Origin of the sequence: Bradyrhizobium sp. BRP22, assembly GCF_020194175.1 — a bacterium.
Taxonomy (GTDB): domain Bacteria; phylum Pseudomonadota; class Alphaproteobacteria; order Rhizobiales; family Xanthobacteraceae; genus Bradyrhizobium.
The window spans coordinates 1-17857 of the sequence record NZ_JADYVX010000034.1; the positions used below are offsets into that span (position 1 = coordinate 1).

The window sequence follows — 17857 nt, forward strand, 5'->3', positions numbered from 1 at the left end:
CACCCAAGCCGCCTGCGTTCGAAACCCTCAGCCTGCATGCCGGCCAGCGCCCCGATCCTGTCACGGGATCGCGCGCGGTGCCGATCTATCAGACGACCTCTTACGTGTTCCAGGACGCCGATCATGCGGCGGCGCTGTTCAACCTTGAGCGCGCCGGCCACATCTATACGCGGATTTCCAATCCGACGACGGCGGTGCTGGAGGAGCGGATCGCGGCGCTCGAAGGCGGCGTCGGCGCGATTTGCACGGCGAGCGGCATGGCGGCGATGCATCTGGCGATCGCGACGCTGCTCAACGCCGGCGACCACATCGTCGCCTCCGCTTCGCTCTATGGCGGGACCATCAATCTCTTGGCGCATACGCTGCCGCGCTTCGGCATCACCACAACGTTTGTGAAGCCGCGCGCGCTGGACGACTTCCGCGCCGCGATCAAGCCGAATACGCGGCTGGTGATCGCCGAGACCATCGGCAATCCCGGGCTCGAAGTGCTCGATATCCCCGCGGTGGCGCAGATCGCACACGATGCGAAAATTCCGCTGTTGATCGACAACACCTTTGCGACGCCCTATCTCAGCCGCCCGATCGAGTTCGGCGCCGACATCGTCATGAACTCGGCGACCAAGTGGCTCGGTGGCCACGGCATTGCGATCGGCGGCGTCATCGTTGATGGCGGCGGCTTCGACTGGCATGCGTCGGGCAAATTCCCGCAGCTCACCGAACCCTATGCCGGTTATCACGGCATCGTCTTCGACGAGCAATTCGGCAAGGCCGCCTTCATCATGCGTGCGCGCACCGAGGGTTTGCGCGATTTCGGCGCCTGCCTGTCGCCGACCAACGCGTTCCAGCTCCTGCAGGGCATCGAGACGCTCGGCGTGCGCATGGATCGCCACATGAGTAATACTTTGGCGGTGCTGGAATTCCTGACCGCGAACAAGGCGGTCGACTGGGTGCTGCATCCGGCGCTGGAAAATCATCCCGATTATGAGCTTGCGAAGAAGCTGCTGCCGCGCGGCGCCGGCTCGATCGTCAGCTTCGGCATCAAGGGCGGGCGCGCGGCGGGCAAGAAGTTCATCGAGTCTTTGAAGCTGATCAGCCACCTCGCCAATGTCGGCGATGCCAAGACGCTGGTGATCCATCCCGCCTCAACCACGCATCAGCAGATGGACGCCGACCAGCTCAAGGCTGCCGGCGTCGGCGAAGAGCTGGTGCGGCTGTCGGTCGGTATCGAGACGGCGCAAGATATCATCGACGATCTCGGCCAGGCGCTTCGCACATCGCAGAGGGTTTGAGCCATGCAGCTTTCGGTGAACGGGATTGAGACCTTCGTCGTGACCGGTGGAAAACCGTTCGATCCGTCGTTGCCTGCGGTCGTGATGATCCACGGCGCAGGCTTCGACAGCTCGACCTGGGCGCTGCACAGCCGCTGGTTCGCGCATCACGGTTTCTCGGTACTGGCGCCGGATCTGCCCGGCCATGGCCGCTCGTCCGGCAAGCCCTTGCCGACGATCGCCGAAATGGCGGATTGGACCGCGGCATTGTTGCAGGCGGCCGGCGCATCAAAGGCAAAGCTGATCGGCCATTCCATGGGCTCGCTGATCGCGATGGAAACCGCTGCGCGGCACCCGGAGAAGGTATCGGCACTGAGCCTGATCGGAACGGCGGCGACGATGACCGTGGGTCCCGATCTGTTGAAAGCAGCGGAGGCCAACGATCCCGCCGCGATCGACATGGTCTCGATCTGGGGCCTCGGCTTCAAGGCCGAGCTCGGCGGCTCGCTCGCGCCGGGCCTCTGGATGCACCAGGGCGCGCAGCGCGTGCTGCAGCGGACACGGCCGGGCGTGCTTTATAACGATCTCAACGCCTGCAATTCGTACCAGAACGCGCTCGCTGCGGCGGCAGCGCTCAAGGTGCCCGTGACCTTCATCCTCGGCGAACGCGACATGATGACGCCCGCGAAGGCGGGCAAGACGCTGGCAGCGGCGACGCCGAATGCCCGCACCGTGGTGCTGGCCGGCGCCGGCCACATGATGATGGTCGAGCAGCCCGACGAACTGCTAGCGGCGCTGCGGGACTGAGATCGGCGCGCTTCTTCCCTTCTCCCCTTGTGGGAGAAGGTGGCGCGAAGCGCCGGATGAGGGGTTCTCTCCATACGCTCCCGTGCTCGTGGAGAGCACCCCTCACCCAATTGAGTTCGCTGCCGGCAGCCGAGCTGCCCTCTCCCACAAGGGGCGAGGGCACATCAACTGGCAACTCCAGGACTGATGGTCGGGCAACGGGCTGCTGGCGATGCAGCAGCACTGACATTGTACTCGTCATTGCCGGGCTTGACCCGGCAATCCATCGTTTCGCAAGAACTCTTTCCTTGATGGATGCGCGGGTCAAGCCCGGCAATGACGAACTGAGGACGACTACCTCGCCGGCCTCCGTTCGACGGGATGGATGTCGATCGCGCGCAGCCGGCCGAGGCGCAGCACGTCCATCGAGAGCCGGCGGTCGATGCGGTCGCGGTCGAGGGCGCGGATCAAATCGTCGACGCCGTTGATGTCGACGCCGTCGAGCCTGATCACGACATCGCCGGGCAGCAGCCCCGCCTTTGCGGCCGGGCTGTCCGGCTCGATCTGCGCGAGCAGCGCGCCCATCTTGTTCTCGACGCCGGCCAGCACCGCATGCCGCCGCGGGATCGGCGCGGTCTGGCCGGCGACGCCGATGAAGGCGCGGCGGACATAGCCGTGGCGGATGATCTCGGACAGCACGAACTGCGCGGTGTTGCTCGCGACCGCAAAGCAGATGCCCTGCGCGCCGTTGATGATTGCGGTGTTGATGCCGATCACTTGCGAACTCGACGACACCAGCGGGCCGCCGGAATTGCCGGGGTTCAGCGCGGCATCGGTCTGGATCACATCCTCGATCGTGCGCCCGCTGACCGAGCGGATCGAGCGGCCCAGCGCCGACACCACGCCGGCCGTGACCGTCGATTCAAACCCGAGCGGATTGCCGATCGCGACCACGAGTTGGCCGCGCCTGAGTTGCTTGGAGTCGCCGAGCGAGGCGTAAGGCAGGTCGCGCGCGCCATCGGCCCGCAGCAACGCAAGGTCGGTGTCAGGATCGACGCCGAGCACATGGGCGTCGGTGACGAAGCCTTCGGTGTCGCGCAGACGGATCTCCTTCGACGATCCGACCACGTGGCTGTTGGTCAGCACGAGGCCATCGGGCGAAATGACGATGCCGGAACCGAGCCCGCCGCGCTCACGGGCGTTGCGGACCTTCGGGCCGGTCTCGACGCGCACCACCGCGGGACCGACGCGTTCGGTCACGTCGATCACGGCGTTGGAATAGGCATCGAGCAGCGCCCGGTCGTTGTCCGGAGCAGCTTCAGCCGTTCGCGGTGACAGCGCGTCACCGGGGTTATCTGAGGTGAAATCCAACATGGTGAGGTTTCCTTCGGCCAACTGAAATGGGGGCCGGGTTCCTGCTGCGCAAGATGCCCGCTTCGGGCGCAGACCTGCCCAAACGGCTAGGGCGCCGCTGGTTCACCTCTCCGGCTTGCGGGAGAGCTCGGCGCATAGCGCCGGGCGAGGGCTCTCTCCCCACGGATGGTCCCATCGTGGAGACACCCTCACCCTTAGCCCTCTCCCGCAAGCGGGAGAGGGAGCACAGTTCGCTCGGGGACACGGCTCGATCCTATCGAACGTTAGGCGCGCCGTAGGTCGCCCCCGCGCGCCTTGACGGGATCAAGTAGTGACCAGTCGCCCTGCTCCAGCGTGTGGCCCTTCGGGAAGGGTGCGCGCAGTTCGTGACCGAGCGAGCGTAGCACGCGGTCGTCACGGTAGTAGCATTGCAGGATCACGCGCACGAGCGTCGCCGCGGCGACACCGCCGGTGGCGCGGAATTCCGTTGCGACCTTCTCGCGCTGCGCCGGGTCGAGTTCGGCGAGCGGCCTGCCGGCGAGATGTGCGAGATGGTCGAGCGCGGCGCGTACCGGTTCGGTATCGCGGCCGAGCGTTGCTACGATATCGGCCTGGATGGCCCGATCGTCGGCGCCCGGCACTTTGTACTCGGCACTCTCGGGAATGATCATTGCCGCGATCGTTCTGAGATCGTCGCGCTGGACCTTGGTGAGCGTATCGGTCATCGGAGCCTCAATCGAACAGGTTGGCAAGCCGCTGTTTCATCTGATCAGCGATGTAGAGCGCAATCGCCTGGATGGTCGAGGTCGGGTTGACGCCGCCCGAGGTGACGAACACGCTGCCGTCGACGATGAACAGGTTCTTCACATCATGCGACCGGCCCCATTCGTTGACCACGGAGCGCGCAGGGTCGGTGCCCATCCGCGCGGTGCCGAGCAGGTGCCAGCCGCCCCATGGGATCGGGCTATTGGTGCAGATATCGGTCGCGCCGGCGGCTTCGAGAATCTCGCGGCCGCGCGCCAGCCCATGCTCCATCATCTTCCGGCTGTTCTCGCTGATCGTGTAGTCGATCTTCGGGGCGGGAATGCCGTGGCTGTCCTTCAAGACGGGATCGAGCGTGACGCGATTGTGCTCCTCCGGGAGATCCTCGCAGATCGCAGAGACCGCGAGGCGGTGGCCGTTGAGCCGGCGAAAGACGCGGTGATGATCCGGTCCCCACGGCAGAACGCCCTTCTGCTCGCTCGCGACGGCCTCGAACACGGGCCCTGCGCCGCGGCCGAACTGAATGCCGTAACCGCGAACGAAGCCGCGCGAGAGGTCGGTGTCGTAGAACTCCTTGCTCCACAGGCAGGTTGGCGGCGCGCGGTTGCTGTCGGTCGGCTCCTTCACGAAGCCGTAGATCTGTGCATAGGGATGAAACATCAGGTTCTTGCCGACCAGGCCGCTTGAATTGGCGAGCCCGTTCGGAAAGCGGCCGGAAACCGAGTTCAATAGCAGTCGCGGGGTGCCGACGCCGTTGCAGGCGATGATGACGACCTCGGCCGGCTGAAACTGCTCGACGCCATCCTTGTCGTAATAGACGACGCCGGAGGCCATGCCGTGCTCGTTGGTGAGAATCTCGCGGACACGGCAATGCGTCTTGATCTCGACGCCTGCGCGCATCGCGTGCGGCCAATAGGTGATGTCGGTGGAGGCTTTCGCGCCCTGCGCGCAGGCCGGCGTGCAATGGCCGAGATTGATGCAGCGCGCGCGGCCCTCATAGTCCATCGTCGCAACCGTGGTGTCCGACGGCCACCAGTGCCAGCCGAGCTTGTTCATGGCCTTGCCGATCAATGGACCGGAGAGTCCGAGCGGCTGCGGCGGCATCGGCGGGTGCGTCAGTGGCGACAGCGGATCGCCCGACAGGCCCGATACGCCCATCATCCGGTCGTTCTCTTCGAAGAACGGGGTGAGCGCATCGTAGTCGATCGGCCAGTCATCGGCGACGCCGTCGAGTGTCTTCACCCTGAAATCGGACGGATGCAGCCGCGGCCAATGCGCGGTGTACATCACGGTCGAGCCGCCGACGGCGTTGAAATTCACGACCTTGATCGGCGAGTTGTCGTCGTTGATGGGATAGTCCTCAGGGCGACCGCGGACGTTCGGGCTGGTCGACCAGTCGCCATAGAACTTGGCTTCCCAGTCCCGCCCGGTGCTTGGATATTCCGCCGGGTTCATCCAACCGCCCTGCTCCAGGCACAGGATGTGCATTTTCGTCTCGGCCAGCGACCATGCCACCGCCGCGCCGGAAGCGCCGGCGCCGATGATCAGGACGTCAACGGGATCGTTCATTGGGGTTTCCCCTGGAATTAATTGTCCGTCATTGCGAGCGACGCGAAGCGATCCACGCCTCAGCGGGCCGAGAGATGGATTGCTTCGCTACGGTCGCAATGACGGTGCGTCGTTGGCTGGACGATAGGGGAAAACCGGCTGCGGAGTAAAGCGACGGCAGTGCATGTCAGGGCACGCGCGGCACGATCATCACGTCGAGCCCGCGGATTTCGTCTGGCGTCGCAGCACGCGTCATCGCGCCCGGCGCCTCCACCAGCACTTGCAGCCGCAGCCGCTTGTTGACCACGTTCCTCGACTGGACGGGGAAGGTCTCGGAACGGGTGTCGTTCGGACCTGGCACGCCGTAGGAAGTAATCGAACCAATCACGTCGCCTTGCTCGGTCTTCACGACAAGGCGAGCCCCAAAGGGCAAAGGACCGGTGTCGACCTTGACCCGGACCGCCTCATTGGCGCCGGGATCGCGCGGCGCCAGCAGCTCGGTCATCTTCCGGCCCTGCGCCGAGGCCGGGCTCGCGCCGGCGAGGCTTGCGAGAAGGAGGGTAACGAAGAATCCGTGTCGCATGGAGAGGCCTCGGCAGGATGACGCTGGTTCGGATTGCACACCGCATTTTAGGCGCGATGATGGTCGGGCATGATCTTTCGGCACGCACAATCGTCGTCCCTGCGAACGCAGGGATAACCACAGGCAGGTGTTATGACGCGAGCAAGCGGTTGCAGCGAAGCACACCACAGCCGCCTGTGGTTATGGGTCCCGGGGGTCAAGCCCGGGACGACAGCGGTATGAGGGGCGGCACTTCGCTTACCACGCGTCAACGCAAGGGCGCTTCCGGTGGGTACGCGGGGCGGGTTGCGGCACCGAACGCAGGCCCGACATGATCCAGTGGCGGGTTTGAGCGGGATCGATCACCTCGTCGATCTCCAGCACGGAAGCGATCGAGACCGCCTTGCCGTTGGCATAGAGCTCGGCGACCTTGGCCTGGTAATATTTTTCGCGCTCGGCCGGATCCTCGATCGCCTCCATCTCCTTGCGGAAGCCGAGCCGCACATAGCCTTCCAGGCCCATGCCGCCGAACTCGCCGGTCGGCCACGCCACCGTGAAGAAGGACGCGTGAAAGCCGCCGCCGATCATGGATTGCGCCCCCAAGCCATAGCCCTTGCGCAGCACGATGCCAAACAAGGGCACGGTAAGGCTCGCGCCGGTGACGAACATGCGCGAGACGTGACGTACGATCGCGGTCTTCTCGGCCTCGGGCCCGACCATGAATCCGGGCGTGTCGCAAAGCGAGATGATCGGAATGTCGTGGGCGTCGCAAAGCTGCATGAAGCGCGCCGCCTTGTCGCCGGCCGGAGCATCGATCGCGCCGCCCAAATGTTTCGGGTTGTTGGCGATCAGGCCGAACGGCTTGCCTTCGATGCGGATGAAGGCGGTGATCATGCCAACCCCGAAATCCCTGCGGATTTCGAGCACCGAGCCTTCGTCGGCGAGCAGATCGATCACCTTGCGGATATCGTAGACGCGTAACCGGTTCTCCGGAATCGCGCGGCGGAGCAGCCGCTGGTCCGGCGCTTTCCAGTCGCTGACCGCGCCCTGGAAATAAGACAGATATTTTTGCGCGGCCGTGGTGGCCTCGGCTTCATCCTCCACCAAGATGTCGATGACGCCATTCGGCGCCTGGAACGACACCGGGCCGACTTCGGCCGGATGATAGACGCCGAGACCTCCGCCTTCGATCATCGCAGGCCCGCCCATGCCGATCGAGGCATTCTTGGTGGCGATGATGACGTCGCAGCAGCCGAGCATCGCCGCGTTACCCGCAAAGCAATAGCCGGAGACCACACCGATCACGGGAACGAGGCCCGAGAGCCGCGCAAACTGCACGAAGGACGGACCATCGAGGCCGGTCATGCCGAGCCGATCGGTATCGCCAGGGCGCCCACCGCCGCCTTCGGCGTAGAACACCAGCGGCAACCGCCATTGCTCGGTCAGCGTGAGCATGCGGTCGATCTTCTTGTGGTTCATATGGCCCTGGGTGCCCGCGAGCACGGTGTAGTCGTAGGCGATCACCATGCAGCGCGCACCGTCCGCGCCGAACTTGTCGGCGTTCACGGTGGCCAAGCCGGTGATCAGGCCGTCGGCCGGCGTGTTGCGGATCAGATCATCGAGCTTGCGCCGCCGTCGCTGGGCGGCGATCGCGAGCGCGCCGTATTCGATGAAGGAGCCATCGTCGACCAGGTGCGCGACGTTCTCGCGCGCGGTGCGCTGGTTGGTCTTGCGGCGACGCTCGACGGAAGCGGGGCGGTTCTCGTCCAGAGTGATCGCGTGCCGCGCGATCACCTCGGCAAGATCGGGACGGATATAATCGAGATCGATCTCCGCCTCCTCAGCGACATGATGGCCGTCGACCTCGGCTGGCTCGATGAACAGGATCGCCTCGCCATGCATCAAGGTGACGCCGACGCCGCCCGCGATCTTCGTCACCCTGCCGCCATGCGGCGCGGTGACGAGATGCTCCATCTTCATGGATTCAAGCACGGCGATCTGTTGGCTGGGGCGGACAAGATCGCCCTCGGCGACATCGATCGCGACGATGGTGCCCTGCAGTGGTGCCTGGACCGCGACGGAGCCTTCGGGGCCGGCCTCGTCCATCGGTCCGGCGGGCGTAGCAGCACCGCCGTTCACCTCGACCAGCACCGGTTCATCGGCCTCCTTCGCCGCAGCGACCAGCGAGCCGGCATGCGCATCGATGAAACTGGTGGTGACGCGGTTGGCGGCAAAATCCGGATGCGCGAGGATCGCGCCAAGGAACGGGATATTGGTGGCGACGCCGGCGATGCGGAATTCACGCAAAGCGCGGAGCGCCTTCTGCACCACATCGACCCAGTTCGCGCTCGGCGAATGCACGATGACTTTGGCAAGCAGGGAATCGAAGGCGGCGCTGGTGTTGTAACCGGTGTAGCCGAAGGTATCGACGCGAACGCCGGGCCCGGACGGCAGGTCGAACACCGAAAGCGTCCCGCCGGTCGGCTTGGTCTCGCCGTTCTCGTTCATCACCTCCATGTTGACGCGGAGCTGCACCGCGTAGCCGCGCGGTGATGGAATGGCAGCTTGCGCGAGGCCGAGCGAGGCCAGCGACGCGCCCGAGGCGACTGCGAGCTGCGCTTTCACGAGGTCGATGCCAAGCACCTCCTCGGGGACGGTATGCTCGACCTGCAATCGCGGATTGGCCTCGATGAAGGCAAAGGCGCCCTCGCCTTCACGGGCATCGTCGTCGACAAGGAATTCGAAAGTGCCGAGATTGTCGTAGCGCGCCGCGGCGGCGAGCCTCCCTGCGGCTTCGATGATGCGCGAGCGCAGGGGGTCACTTAACGAAGGACTCGGCGCCACCTCGATCAGTTTCTGGTTGCGCCGCTGGATCGTGCATTCGCGCTCCCACAAATGGCTGATCTGGCCAAAGCGGTCGCCGATGATCTGCACCTCGATATGACGTGCCTTACGGATCAGTCGCTCGACATAGACACCGTCATTGCCGAAGGCTGCTTTGGCCTCGGACTGGCAGCGCGCATAGGCCTGTTCAAGCTTTGCGGCATCATCGACGATGCGCATGCCGCGTCCGCCGCCGCCGGCGATCGCCTTGACCATGACGGCGGCACTGGCCCCGAGCGAAGCGAAGAAGGCCTTGGCCTCTTCCAGGCTGGTCGGGCCACTGGTGCCTGATATGATCGGCACGCCGCAGCTTTTCGCCAGGGCCTTGGCTTTCGCCTTGTCGCCGAACAGTTCCAGCGCCTCCGGCGACGGGCCGACGAAGGTGATCGCCTCCTCCGCGCAGCGTCGCGCCAGCGCGGCGTTCTCGCTGAGGAAGCCATAGCCGGGATGCAGCGCATCACATTTCGTCGCCTTGGCCGCGCCAATCACTGCCTCGATATCGAGATAGGCGCGTGCGCCGCGGCCCGGAATCTCGTGCGCTTCATCGACCGCACGGACGTGGCGCGACGTCGCATCATCGACCGGATAGATCGCGACGGTGGCAAGTTCGCTTTCGCCTGCCGCGCGGGCGATACGGATGGCAACCTCGCCGCGATTGGCGATCAGCAATTTCTTGAAAGGCATAAAGGTTTCCGTCGACAAGAGAGCTAGCGATCCTTCATGGTCGGATCGAGCACGATGCGCAAGGACTCTCCGAGCGCGTTGAAGGCCAACGAGACGACCAGGATGGCGAGGCCCGGCGCGTACATCTGCTCCGGCGCGATCTCCATATATTGGTAGGCGCGCGCCAGCATCGCGCCCCAGCTCGGGTTCGGCGGCTGGATGCCGAGACCGAGGAAGCTCAGGCTTGCCTCCGCGAGCAGCGCCGCGGCGAGCAGCAGCGTCACCTGCACGATGACAGGCTGCAGCGTGTTCGGCAGCACATGCCGCCACAGGATATGCCAGGCCGGTGCGCCGAAGCACCTGGAAGCGTCGACATAGAGCTCCTGCCGCACCACCAGGGTCCGGGCCCGGACGATGCGGGCCAGTGCCGGAAACATCACGATGCCGACCGCGATCATGCCGTTGGTCAGTCCGATACCGAGCGCGCCGGTCACCGCGATCGCAAGCACGATCGCCGGAAACGACAGGAAGGTGTCGATGATCCGGCTGATGATGTCGTCGGTCCAGCCCCCGAAGAAGCCGGCGACGAGCCCGACCGGCAGGCCAATCGCAACTGCGACACACACGGCCAGCACGCTGGCATAGACAGTCGCCGGCGCACCATAGATCAAGCGGCTGAAGATGTCGCGGCCGAGATCATCGGTGCCGAGCAAATGCGCCGGGCCGGGCGGGGCCAGCATGTTGTTGACGTCCTGCGCGGTCGGCGAATAGGGCGCAATCCAGGGCGCGCCGATCGCGACGATAACGAGCACCAGCAGCACGAGGAGCGCGAGCGCGGCCCGCAAATCGCCGGCAAGCCAGCGGAGGAAGCGGCGTAGCCTTGTCGGCTTGGCGGGCAATCGCGGAGAGGCGAGCGCGAGATCGGTCATTGCTCGATCCTCGGATCAACCGCGGCGCAGATCAGATCGGTGATCAGGTTGACCAGGATCACCACGATCACCATCGTGAACACGACGCCCTGCACGATCGGGAAATCGCGCTGGATCGCGCCGCGCACGATCAGGCTGCCGAGACCGGGAATGGCGAACACTGCCTCGATGACCACAGTCGCCGCCAGCATCCGGTTCACCAGCAGGCTGATGATGGTGAACAGGTTGACGCTGACATTCTTCAGCCCGTGCTGCCAGAGGATGCGACTCATCGACAATCCCTTGGCGTGCAGCGTCCGCACATATTGCGACGACAGCACTTCCAATAGCGAGCCGCGGAGCTGCCGCGCAACCTCGGCCATGCCGTAGGCCGCGATCGCAATTCCCGGCAACAGCGCGTGCCTGATCGCCTCGATCGGAGAGGCGGTGAAGGATTTTGCGCCGGTCGCAGGCAGCCAGTTGAGTCTGAGCGAGATCTCGGCGACCAAGATCATCGCGAGCCAGAAACCGGGAATGGCGACGCCGAGCGAGGCGATCATACTGACGGCCTTGTCGACCCAGCCATTGGGCTTGATCGCCGCGATCACGCCCATGGGGATGCCCGATAGCAGCGCCAGGATCAGCGCGATCACAACGATCAGCAGTGTGTTGGGAAAGGCGCGGCCGATCGAGGTCGCGACCTGCTCTCCAGTCAGCAACGATTGCGAAAGGTCGCCCTGGACGACGTTCCCGAGCCAGACGCCGTATTGCACCAGGAACGGTCGATCGAGCCCGTAGATGTGGCGGATTTCGGCGATGCGCGCATCCGAGGCATTGTCGCCCGCGAGCGTCACCGCGATGTCGCCCGGCACGAGCTTCAGGAGCGCGAACACCATGAAGGTCGCGAGCACGATCACCGGCAACGCCTGCAACAGGCGGCCGCCGACAACCCTGACCGGACTGCGTCGCGCCATGTCCCTCAGCTCTCCAGCCAGACGTCATCGTATTTCGGCTTGCCGAGCAGGTTCGGCCGATAGCCCTGCACCTTCTTGTTCATCGCGACCAGCTCGAACTGGAAGGCGAGCGGCGCGACGAAGGCATTTTCCATCACCAGCCGCTGCACCGTGGCAAACGCCTTGCGACGCTGCTCCATGTCCTCAGAGGCCCGCGACTCCTTGATCGCGGCCTCGAGCTCCGGCGGCACGGGCGCACGGCCGGCATTGTAATAGGCGTCCTTGGTGAACATCAGCGAATAGGTCAGGCTCGGATCCGGCCGCCCGGTCCATGCCGAAAGCAGGCCGGAGCCGCGCTTCTCGCTGGCGAAGAAGGCGGCAGAAGCTTCCGCGATCGGCGCGTTGGCAAAGCGCGCATTCATGCCCGCCTTGCGGAGCTGCTCGATCAGGATCTCCTGGCGCTGCACCGAATCCTGGTCGGGATAGCCGCCGAACTCGATCGTGAGCCCGTCCTTGAAGCCGGCCTCCACGAGCAGCTTGCGCGCCTTGTCGGGATCGTACGGGTAAAGTCCGGCAACCGATTTGTCATAGGCCCAATGCGCCTTCGGCAGGTTCATGTAGGCGGGTTCGGCGAGCCCGGCGAGCGCCGCCTTCACAAAGGACTCGCGATCGATCGCGAAGTTCAGGGCTTGCCGGACCTTCACATTGTCGAACGGCGGCTTGGCCCAATTGAGGAAGATCTGAAGGACATACAGTGTTGGTCCGTTGACGACCTTGACACTGCTGGCGCGCTCGATGATCGCCTTCTGGCGGGGTGGCAATTGATAGATCAGATCGTTCTGCCCAGCGGTGACCGAGCGCGCGCCGGTGGTCAACTCCGGAATGATCGCGAACTCGATGCCATCTGGAAGGGGACGGTTCGGCTTCCAGTACTTGTCGTTGCGCTTGACGACGATGCGCTCACCATCCGCCCAGCTAATGAAGGTATACGCACCGGCGCCGACCGGCTTGCGTGCGACGGTGCCCCCTTCGGCCGCCTTGAGCGCAGTGGGTGAAACCATCATGCCGGCGCGGTCGGAGAGGATGAGTGGCAGCGCGCTGTCCGGTGCGCTCAGCTTCAGCGTGACCTGCATCAGACCGGTGATCTCGACCGACGCCACCGAGGCCAGATCGGCCTTGATGTTGGATTTCTGATCGCTCTTGTTGCGCTCGATGTTGAATTTCACGGCTTCCGCATCGAGCGGCGTGCCGTCATGGAAAGTGATACCGGCACGGATGTTGAGCACCAGCGTGTTCGGGTCGGTGAATTTCCAGCTCTCGGCGAGGCCGGGCTTCGGCGTCAGCGTCTCGAAATCCCATTCCGTCAGCGTGTCGTAGATCGTGAACAGGAAGGCGTGGTCGGAACCGGCGCCGCCGGTTGCGGGATCGAGGCTCGAAGGATTGGCGGGCGCAGAGATGCGCAGGGTGCCACCGCGCTTCGGGGTGACGTCCGCCCACGCGGGACCGCCGAGCGTCACGCCGGCAATCGCGGCCGATGTCAGCGCGATAGCCTCGCGTCGCGTCATCTCTGTCATGTCATCTCCTCCCGGCAATTCCTGGTCAGTTTGGTGCAAAGTCTGGATGTTCAGCGAAATGGCAGGCGACCCAATGGTCGGGCTGAAGCTCGCGCCAGTCCGGCGCCTGTTCGGCGCAGAGCGACTGCGCGTAGGGGCAACGGGTGCGGAAGCGGCAGCCCGAGGGCGGATCGATCGGGCTCGGGATCTCGCCCTGCAGCATGATGCGGCTGCCCTGACGTAGGTGTGACGGCAATGGCCGCGGCTCCGCCGACAGCAGCGCCTGGGTGTAGGGATGCAGCGGATGCTCGGAGACGCGCTCGGTCGGCCCAAGCTCGACGAAGCGGCCGAGATACATCACGGCGATGCGCTCGCTGATGTGGGAGACCACGGCGAGGTCGTGAGTGATGAAGACATAAGTGAGGCCGAGCTCGCGCTGCAAGTCGGCAAAGAGATTGAGCACGTCGCCACGAATGGACATATCCAACGCGGCCACCACCTCGTCGCAGACGATCAGCTTCGGTTTCAGCGTCAACGCGCGGGCGATCACCACGCGCTGCTTCTGCCCGCCGGAAAGCTGGTGCGGATAGCGCTCGCCGACGTCCTGCGGCAAGCCGACACGGTCGAGCGCCTCCCTCGCCTGCCGCTCGCGCTCGGCGCTGGTGCCGGCGCGCGCGAGCTCGAGCGGCTCCAGCACCGACGAGAGGATGGTCATGCGCGGGTTCAGCGCAGCATTCGGATCCTGGAAGATGATCTGGTAGTCGCGGCGGTGGCTCTGAAATCGCTTCCGCGGCAGCGCCAGCGGGTCGATCCCCTCATGCCGGATGGCGCCCGCGCTCGGCTTCAAGAGGAACACCAGCGCGCGGCCGATCGTGGTCTTGCCGGATCCGGACTCGCCGATGATCCCAAAGGTCTCGCCGCGGTGGACGTCGAAATTGACGCCGTCGACAGCCTTCACCGTGGCGCGGCGATCGCTGGTCTGGAAGCGCACTTCGAGATCACGCACCGAGACGATGGCGTCCTGCGTGCTATCGGGGCCAAGCGGCATCATGGCGTCCCGGCCATCGCGGCGATCGGCGTCGACGCGGCGTGCTGCAGCGCGCCCGGCAGATCGAGTTCGCGAAAGCGCCAGCAGCGCACCTTGCGGCCGCCTCCCGCATCGCGCAGTTCCTGCTCGGCCTCGCAGCCCGGCGCGGCATGGGCGCAGCGCGCCCGAAAGCGACAGCCGTTCGGCATGTCGACGATCGAGGGCACCCGGCCCGGGATCGACGGCAGCCGGCCGTGGCGTGGGCTCAGGTGCGGCAGCGAACGCAGCAGGCCGGAGGTGTAGGGATGCAGCGGCCGCACCAGCGCATCGTCGACCGGGGCATCCTCGATCACCTCGCCGGCATACATCGTGATCATCCGCGTGCAAGTCTCGGCGACGACGCCGAGATCGTGGGTGATCAGCATCAGCGCGGTGTTCGAGGTCTCGCTCAGCTCGCGTAACAATTCGAGGATTTGCGCCTGCACGGTGACGTCGAGCGCGGTGGTCGGCTCGTCGGCGATCAGAAGCTGCGGGCCGCAGATCAGGGCGGCTGCGATCATCACGCGCTGGCGCATGCCGCCGGAAAGCTGGTGCGGGTAGTCGTCGATGCGACGTTCGGGAGAGGCGATGCCGACCCGGCGCAACATCTCGAGCGTCTTCGCCCTCGCCTCCTCCTTGCTAGCGCCGGTATGAACGCACAGCGTCTCGGAGATTTGATGGCCGACGGTGAAGACCGGATCAAGCGCGCTCATCGGCTCCTGGAAGATCATGGCGATCCGCCGTCCGCGGATCGCACGCATCGCCCGCGCGCTGCAGGAGACGAGATCCGTGCCATCGAACAGGATCGAGCCGTCGAGGCCGGCGAGATTGCCCGGCAACAGCCGCAGGATCGAGAGACCGGTGATGGTCTTGCCGCAGCCGCTCTCGCCGACGAAGCCGACGCGCTCGCCGGCGCCGATATCGAAATCGATCTTGCGCGTCGCCTGCCAGACGCCGAGCGATGTCTTGAAACGGATGCCGAGGCCGCGCACCGACATCAGCGGCGCACGGCCAGCCGCTGCGTCGGATCGGCACTTTTTTGGTGCAGCCGCCGGCATCAACCCGCCGCCTGCTTCTTTTTCACGAGCTCTTCCTCCATCAGCATCTCGGTTCCGATGATGCCGTCGCGGGTAAGCTGGGCGATCTCGGCGTCCGACAGGCCGAGCATGCCGGAAAGGATCTCGTAATTGTGCTCGCCGAGCGTTGGCGGTATCCGCCGGATCGGGAACGGGTGTGCGCTTTCACGAAACGGCATCGAGGGCTGCGGATGCTTTCCGATGAAAGCGCGGTTGATCTCCTGGATAAAACCGCGCGCCTGCAGTTGCGGGTCACGCAGGAGATCAATCGGCAGCCGCGCGACACCGGCGGCAATGCCCTCTGCCTGCAGCAGATCCATCGCGTCTTCAGCGTCGCGTCCGGCGGTCCAGGCTGCGATTGCGGCTTCGATTTCACCCTCGATCCGTCGCCGGCCGGCGGCGCTCTTCAATGTCTCGTCGCTGGCCCAGTCAGCGCGCCCGAGCAGTGTTGCGAGTCTCGCCCACATCGCATCGCTGGACGCCGCAATCACGATCCAGTCGTCCTCGCCGGCGCAGCGGAAGCAGCCATGCGGCACGAAATCCGGATGGCGGTTGCCATACTTGGTCGGCGGCTTGCCGTCGATCGACTGCGCGATGATCCAGGGCGCAGCGAACGGCATCATACACTCGATCTGCGCGAGATCGATGAACTGGCCCTTGCCGGTTAACCTGGCATGGATCAGCGCCGTGAGCACGGCCGCGCAACCGTTGAGACCACCGACCGCATCGCCAAAAGCGGTGTGGCTCATGACCGGCGGTCCATCGGCATCACCGACCACGCTCGGCAGCCCCGAGCCTTGCTCCAGGGTTGAGCCATAGGCACGGCAATCACGATGGACGCTGCCCGCTCCGAAGGCGGACATCGACATCATCACAAGCTTCGGGTTGAGCTTGCTCAGCACGTCATACCCAAGCCCGAGTTTCGGCAGCACCTCGACCGAGTAATTGTCGACGACGAGATCGGCGTCCGCCAGCAGGCGCTTGGCAAGATTGAGCCCCTGTGGCCGCGTCAAATCCAGCGTGATCGCGCGCTTGTTGCGGTTCATGATGCAATAGCGCACCGACTTCTCGTACATCTTCTCCAGCACATAGGCCGGCCGCCGGTCGACGCCGCGCCACCAGTCCGGATACTGGATCGCCTCGATCTTGATGACGTCGGCGCCGAGATCGGCGAGCGTGCGCGTGCAGATCGGACCGGCCCAGCCCATCGAGAAGTCGATCACGCGAACGCCTTCGAGCGGCAGGCGGCTCGAGCCGCGTGGCTCCGGTGATGGGACACGAGGCGCTGCCTCGAACTGCTGTTGCTCGCCGATCGCAGGAACCTTGCCGCCACGGCGGGGCGGCGTGCCGGTCAATCGCTGCATGCAGCCGGCAGAGAAACCACTCTCCTCGCCGATGGTGACGGGCACGATCGCGCCGCGGGCCCGCTTCTCCTCATCGGCGACCAGTTCGGCAATTTCGGGAACCGGCACGATCGGAATCTTGCGCTTCAGCCCCTCGGCGAACCATTCCTGCGCGGTGCGCTGCTTCAGGCGCGGCAGGAATGTCGCTTCGATCGCCTCGACATGCTGTAGCCGATCGACGCCAAGGAACAGCTTTGGATCATCGCGCAGCTCGAGCAGTCCCAGCATTTCGCAGAACGAACGCCATTGCGCAGGCGTTACCGTGGTGACACCGAGCCAGCCCTGTTTGGTCTCATAGATGCCGACCGGAAAGGTCGGCCAGAAGCGGTTGACGCCGATCCGTCGCATGACGTCGCCGCGCGAGAACGACTCGAACATGATGTATTCGGTGACGGCGATGGCGGATTCGAAGATGCTCAGGCGGCTCGCGCGCCCGCGCCCATCCTGCATCCGACCCAGCACCGACGAAGATGCAGCGATAAAGCCCCAGAGTCCGGCCAGAATTCCGGTCTGGAAATCCGGCGCGTGCATCGGCGGCCCTTCGATCGGACCGACCAGTTTGATCAGGCCGGTCAGCGCGCGAATGGTCGAGTCGGTTGCGGCAAAATTGGCGTAGGGACCGACATCGTCGAACCAGTCAGCCTCCAGATGAATCAGGCCCGGATGCCTCTGCCTGATGGTGGCCAAATCCAAGGGCGGACAATCCGCCGCATCGATGTCGCGGCCGTCGAGCAGGATGTCGCAACTCTCGATCAGTTCCGTGAGACGGGAGGAGGCGCTGGCATCCCAGCGATCGAGCACGATGCTCGACTTGTTGAAGTTGAGGAACGCGAACCAGGCGCTTTCTCCGCTCGACGTCAGCGGCGCAGCGCGGCGAAGTGGATCGCCCGCCGGCGGCTCGACCTTCTGCACGGTGGCACCGAAATCGGCGAACAGACGCGCGCAATAGCTGATCGCAGCCGCGCTCCCGATCTCGACAATCCGCAGATGCGACAACGCGCCCATCACGTTTCCTTAAGACCCCGCGTGGCCAGCGCGAACGACGCACCGGCTCAGTTTTTTGTTGCGAACAT

Annotated in this window: 13 protein-coding genes; 2 read left to right on the forward strand and 11 right to left on the reverse strand. The window is 65.0% G+C overall.

Going from position 1 to position 17857, the window contains the following annotated elements:
- Both I6F35_RS30985 and I6F35_RS30990 read left to right on the forward strand, forming a co-directional pair.
- A partial coding sequence (locus I6F35_RS30985) for an O-acetylhomoserine aminocarboxypropyltransferase (RefSeq protein WP_225121437.1) occupies window positions 1-1289 on the forward strand: 1289 nt, incomplete at its 5' end.
- A gap of 3 nt (window positions 1290-1292) precedes the next feature.
- On the forward strand, window positions 1293-2075 hold the full coding sequence (locus I6F35_RS30990; protein ID WP_225121438.1) for an alpha/beta hydrolase: 783 nt from the start codon (window positions 1293-1295) through the stop codon (window positions 2073-2075).
- A gap of 333 nt (window positions 2076-2408) precedes the next feature.
- On the opposite strand, the gene I6F35_RS30995 is transcribed toward I6F35_RS30990, so the two are convergent.
- The 11 genes from I6F35_RS30995 to I6F35_RS31045 all read right to left on the reverse strand — a co-directional run bounded on the left by I6F35_RS30995 (window position 2409) and on the right by I6F35_RS31045 (window position 17789).
- Window positions 2409-3428, reverse strand: coding sequence for a trypsin-like peptidase domain-containing protein (locus I6F35_RS30995; RefSeq protein WP_225121439.1), 1020 nt, complete (start codon window positions 3426-3428; stop codon window positions 2409-2411).
- A 263-nt stretch (window positions 3429-3691) separates the two neighbouring features.
- Window positions 3692-4132 (reverse strand): hypothetical protein, encoded by a 441-nt coding sequence (locus I6F35_RS31000; protein ID WP_225121440.1) that lies wholly within the window; start codon window positions 4130-4132, stop codon window positions 3692-3694.
- A gap of 7 nt (window positions 4133-4139) precedes the next feature.
- Entirely contained in the window at window positions 4140-5738 is a 1599-nt protein-coding gene (locus tag I6F35_RS31005; protein WP_225121441.1) for a GMC family oxidoreductase, read from the reverse strand.
- A 166-nt stretch (window positions 5739-5904) separates the two neighbouring features.
- Complete coding sequence (locus I6F35_RS31010) at window positions 5905-6300, reverse strand: hypothetical protein (protein ID WP_225121442.1); 396 nt, start codon at window positions 6298-6300, stop codon at window positions 5905-5907.
- A gap of 237 nt (window positions 6301-6537) precedes the next feature.
- Window positions 6538-9846, reverse strand: a complete 3309-nt coding sequence (locus I6F35_RS31015; RefSeq protein ID WP_225121443.1) for a carboxyl transferase domain-containing protein — start codon at window positions 9844-9846, stop codon at window positions 6538-6540.
- A 23-nt stretch (window positions 9847-9869) separates the two neighbouring features.
- Entirely contained in the window at window positions 9870-10754 is an 885-nt protein-coding gene (locus tag I6F35_RS31020; RefSeq protein ID WP_225121444.1) for an ABC transporter permease, read from the reverse strand.
- Window positions 10751-11707: an ABC transporter permease gene (locus I6F35_RS31025; RefSeq protein WP_225121445.1), complete on the reverse strand. Its 957-nt coding sequence runs from the start codon at window positions 11705-11707 to the stop codon at window positions 10751-10753. The genes I6F35_RS31020 and I6F35_RS31025 overlap by 4 nt, the downstream gene beginning before the upstream one ends.
- Window positions 11708-11712: 5 nt before the next feature.
- Window positions 11713-13251 carry an ABC transporter substrate-binding protein gene (locus I6F35_RS31030; RefSeq protein WP_225121502.1) on the reverse strand — a complete coding sequence of 513 codons (1539 nt, stop codon included), beginning with the start codon at window positions 13249-13251 and terminating at the stop codon, window positions 11713-11715.
- Between the two features lie 34 nt (window positions 13252-13285).
- Window positions 13286-14287, reverse strand: coding sequence for an ABC transporter ATP-binding protein (locus I6F35_RS31035; protein WP_225121446.1), 1002 nt, complete (start codon window positions 14285-14287; stop codon window positions 13286-13288).
- On the reverse strand, window positions 14287-15363 hold the full coding sequence (locus tag I6F35_RS31040) for an ABC transporter ATP-binding protein (RefSeq protein ID WP_225121447.1): 1077 nt from the start codon (window positions 15361-15363) through the stop codon (window positions 14287-14289). Before I6F35_RS31040 ends, I6F35_RS31035 begins: the two co-directional genes overlap by 1 nt.
- Entirely contained in the window at window positions 15363-17789 is a 2427-nt protein-coding gene (locus I6F35_RS31045) for a CoA transferase (protein WP_225121448.1), read from the reverse strand. Before I6F35_RS31045 ends, I6F35_RS31040 begins: the two co-directional genes overlap by 1 nt.
- Window positions 17790-17857 lie beyond the last annotated feature (68 nt).

Coding starts and splice junctions, on each gene's coding strand:
- I6F35_RS31025 (WP_225121445.1), bottom strand. CDS start 11,707: ATGGCGCGACGCAGTCCGGTCAGGGTTGTCGGCGGCCGCCTGTTGCAG.
- I6F35_RS31020 (WP_225121444.1), bottom strand. CDS start 10,754: ATGACCGATCTCGCGCTCGCCTCTCCGCGATTGCCCGCCAAGCCGACA.
- I6F35_RS30990 (WP_225121438.1), top strand. CDS start 1,293: ATGCAGCTTTCGGTGAACGGGATTGAGACCTTCGTCGTGACCGGTGGA.
- I6F35_RS31000 (WP_225121440.1), bottom strand. CDS start 4,132: ATGACCGATACGCTCACCAAGGTCCAGCGCGACGATCTCAGAACGATC.
- I6F35_RS31030 (WP_225121502.1), bottom strand. CDS start 13,251: ATGACGCGACGCGAGGCTATCGCGCTGACATCGGCCGCGATTGCCGGC.
- I6F35_RS31045 (WP_225121448.1), bottom strand. CDS start 17,789: ATGGGCGCGTTGTCGCATCTGCGGATTGTCGAGATCGGGAGCGCGGCT.
- I6F35_RS31005 (WP_225121441.1), bottom strand. CDS start 5,738: ATGAACGATCCCGTTGACGTCCTGATCATCGGCGCCGGCGCTTCCGGC.
- I6F35_RS31035 (WP_225121446.1), bottom strand. CDS start 14,287: ATGCCGCTTGGCCCCGATAGCACGCAGGACGCCATCGTCTCGGTGCGT.
- I6F35_RS31040 (WP_225121447.1), bottom strand. CDS start 15,363: ATGCCGGCGGCTGCACCAAAAAAGTGCCGATCCGACGCAGCGGCTGGC.
- I6F35_RS30995 (WP_225121439.1), bottom strand. CDS start 3,428: ATGTTGGATTTCACCTCAGATAACCCCGGTGACGCGCTGTCACCGCGA.
- I6F35_RS31010 (WP_225121442.1), bottom strand. CDS start 6,300: ATGCGACACGGATTCTTCGTTACCCTCCTTCTCGCAAGCCTCGCCGGC.
- I6F35_RS31015 (WP_225121443.1), bottom strand. CDS start 9,846: ATGCCTTTCAAGAAATTGCTGATCGCCAATCGCGGCGAGGTTGCCATC.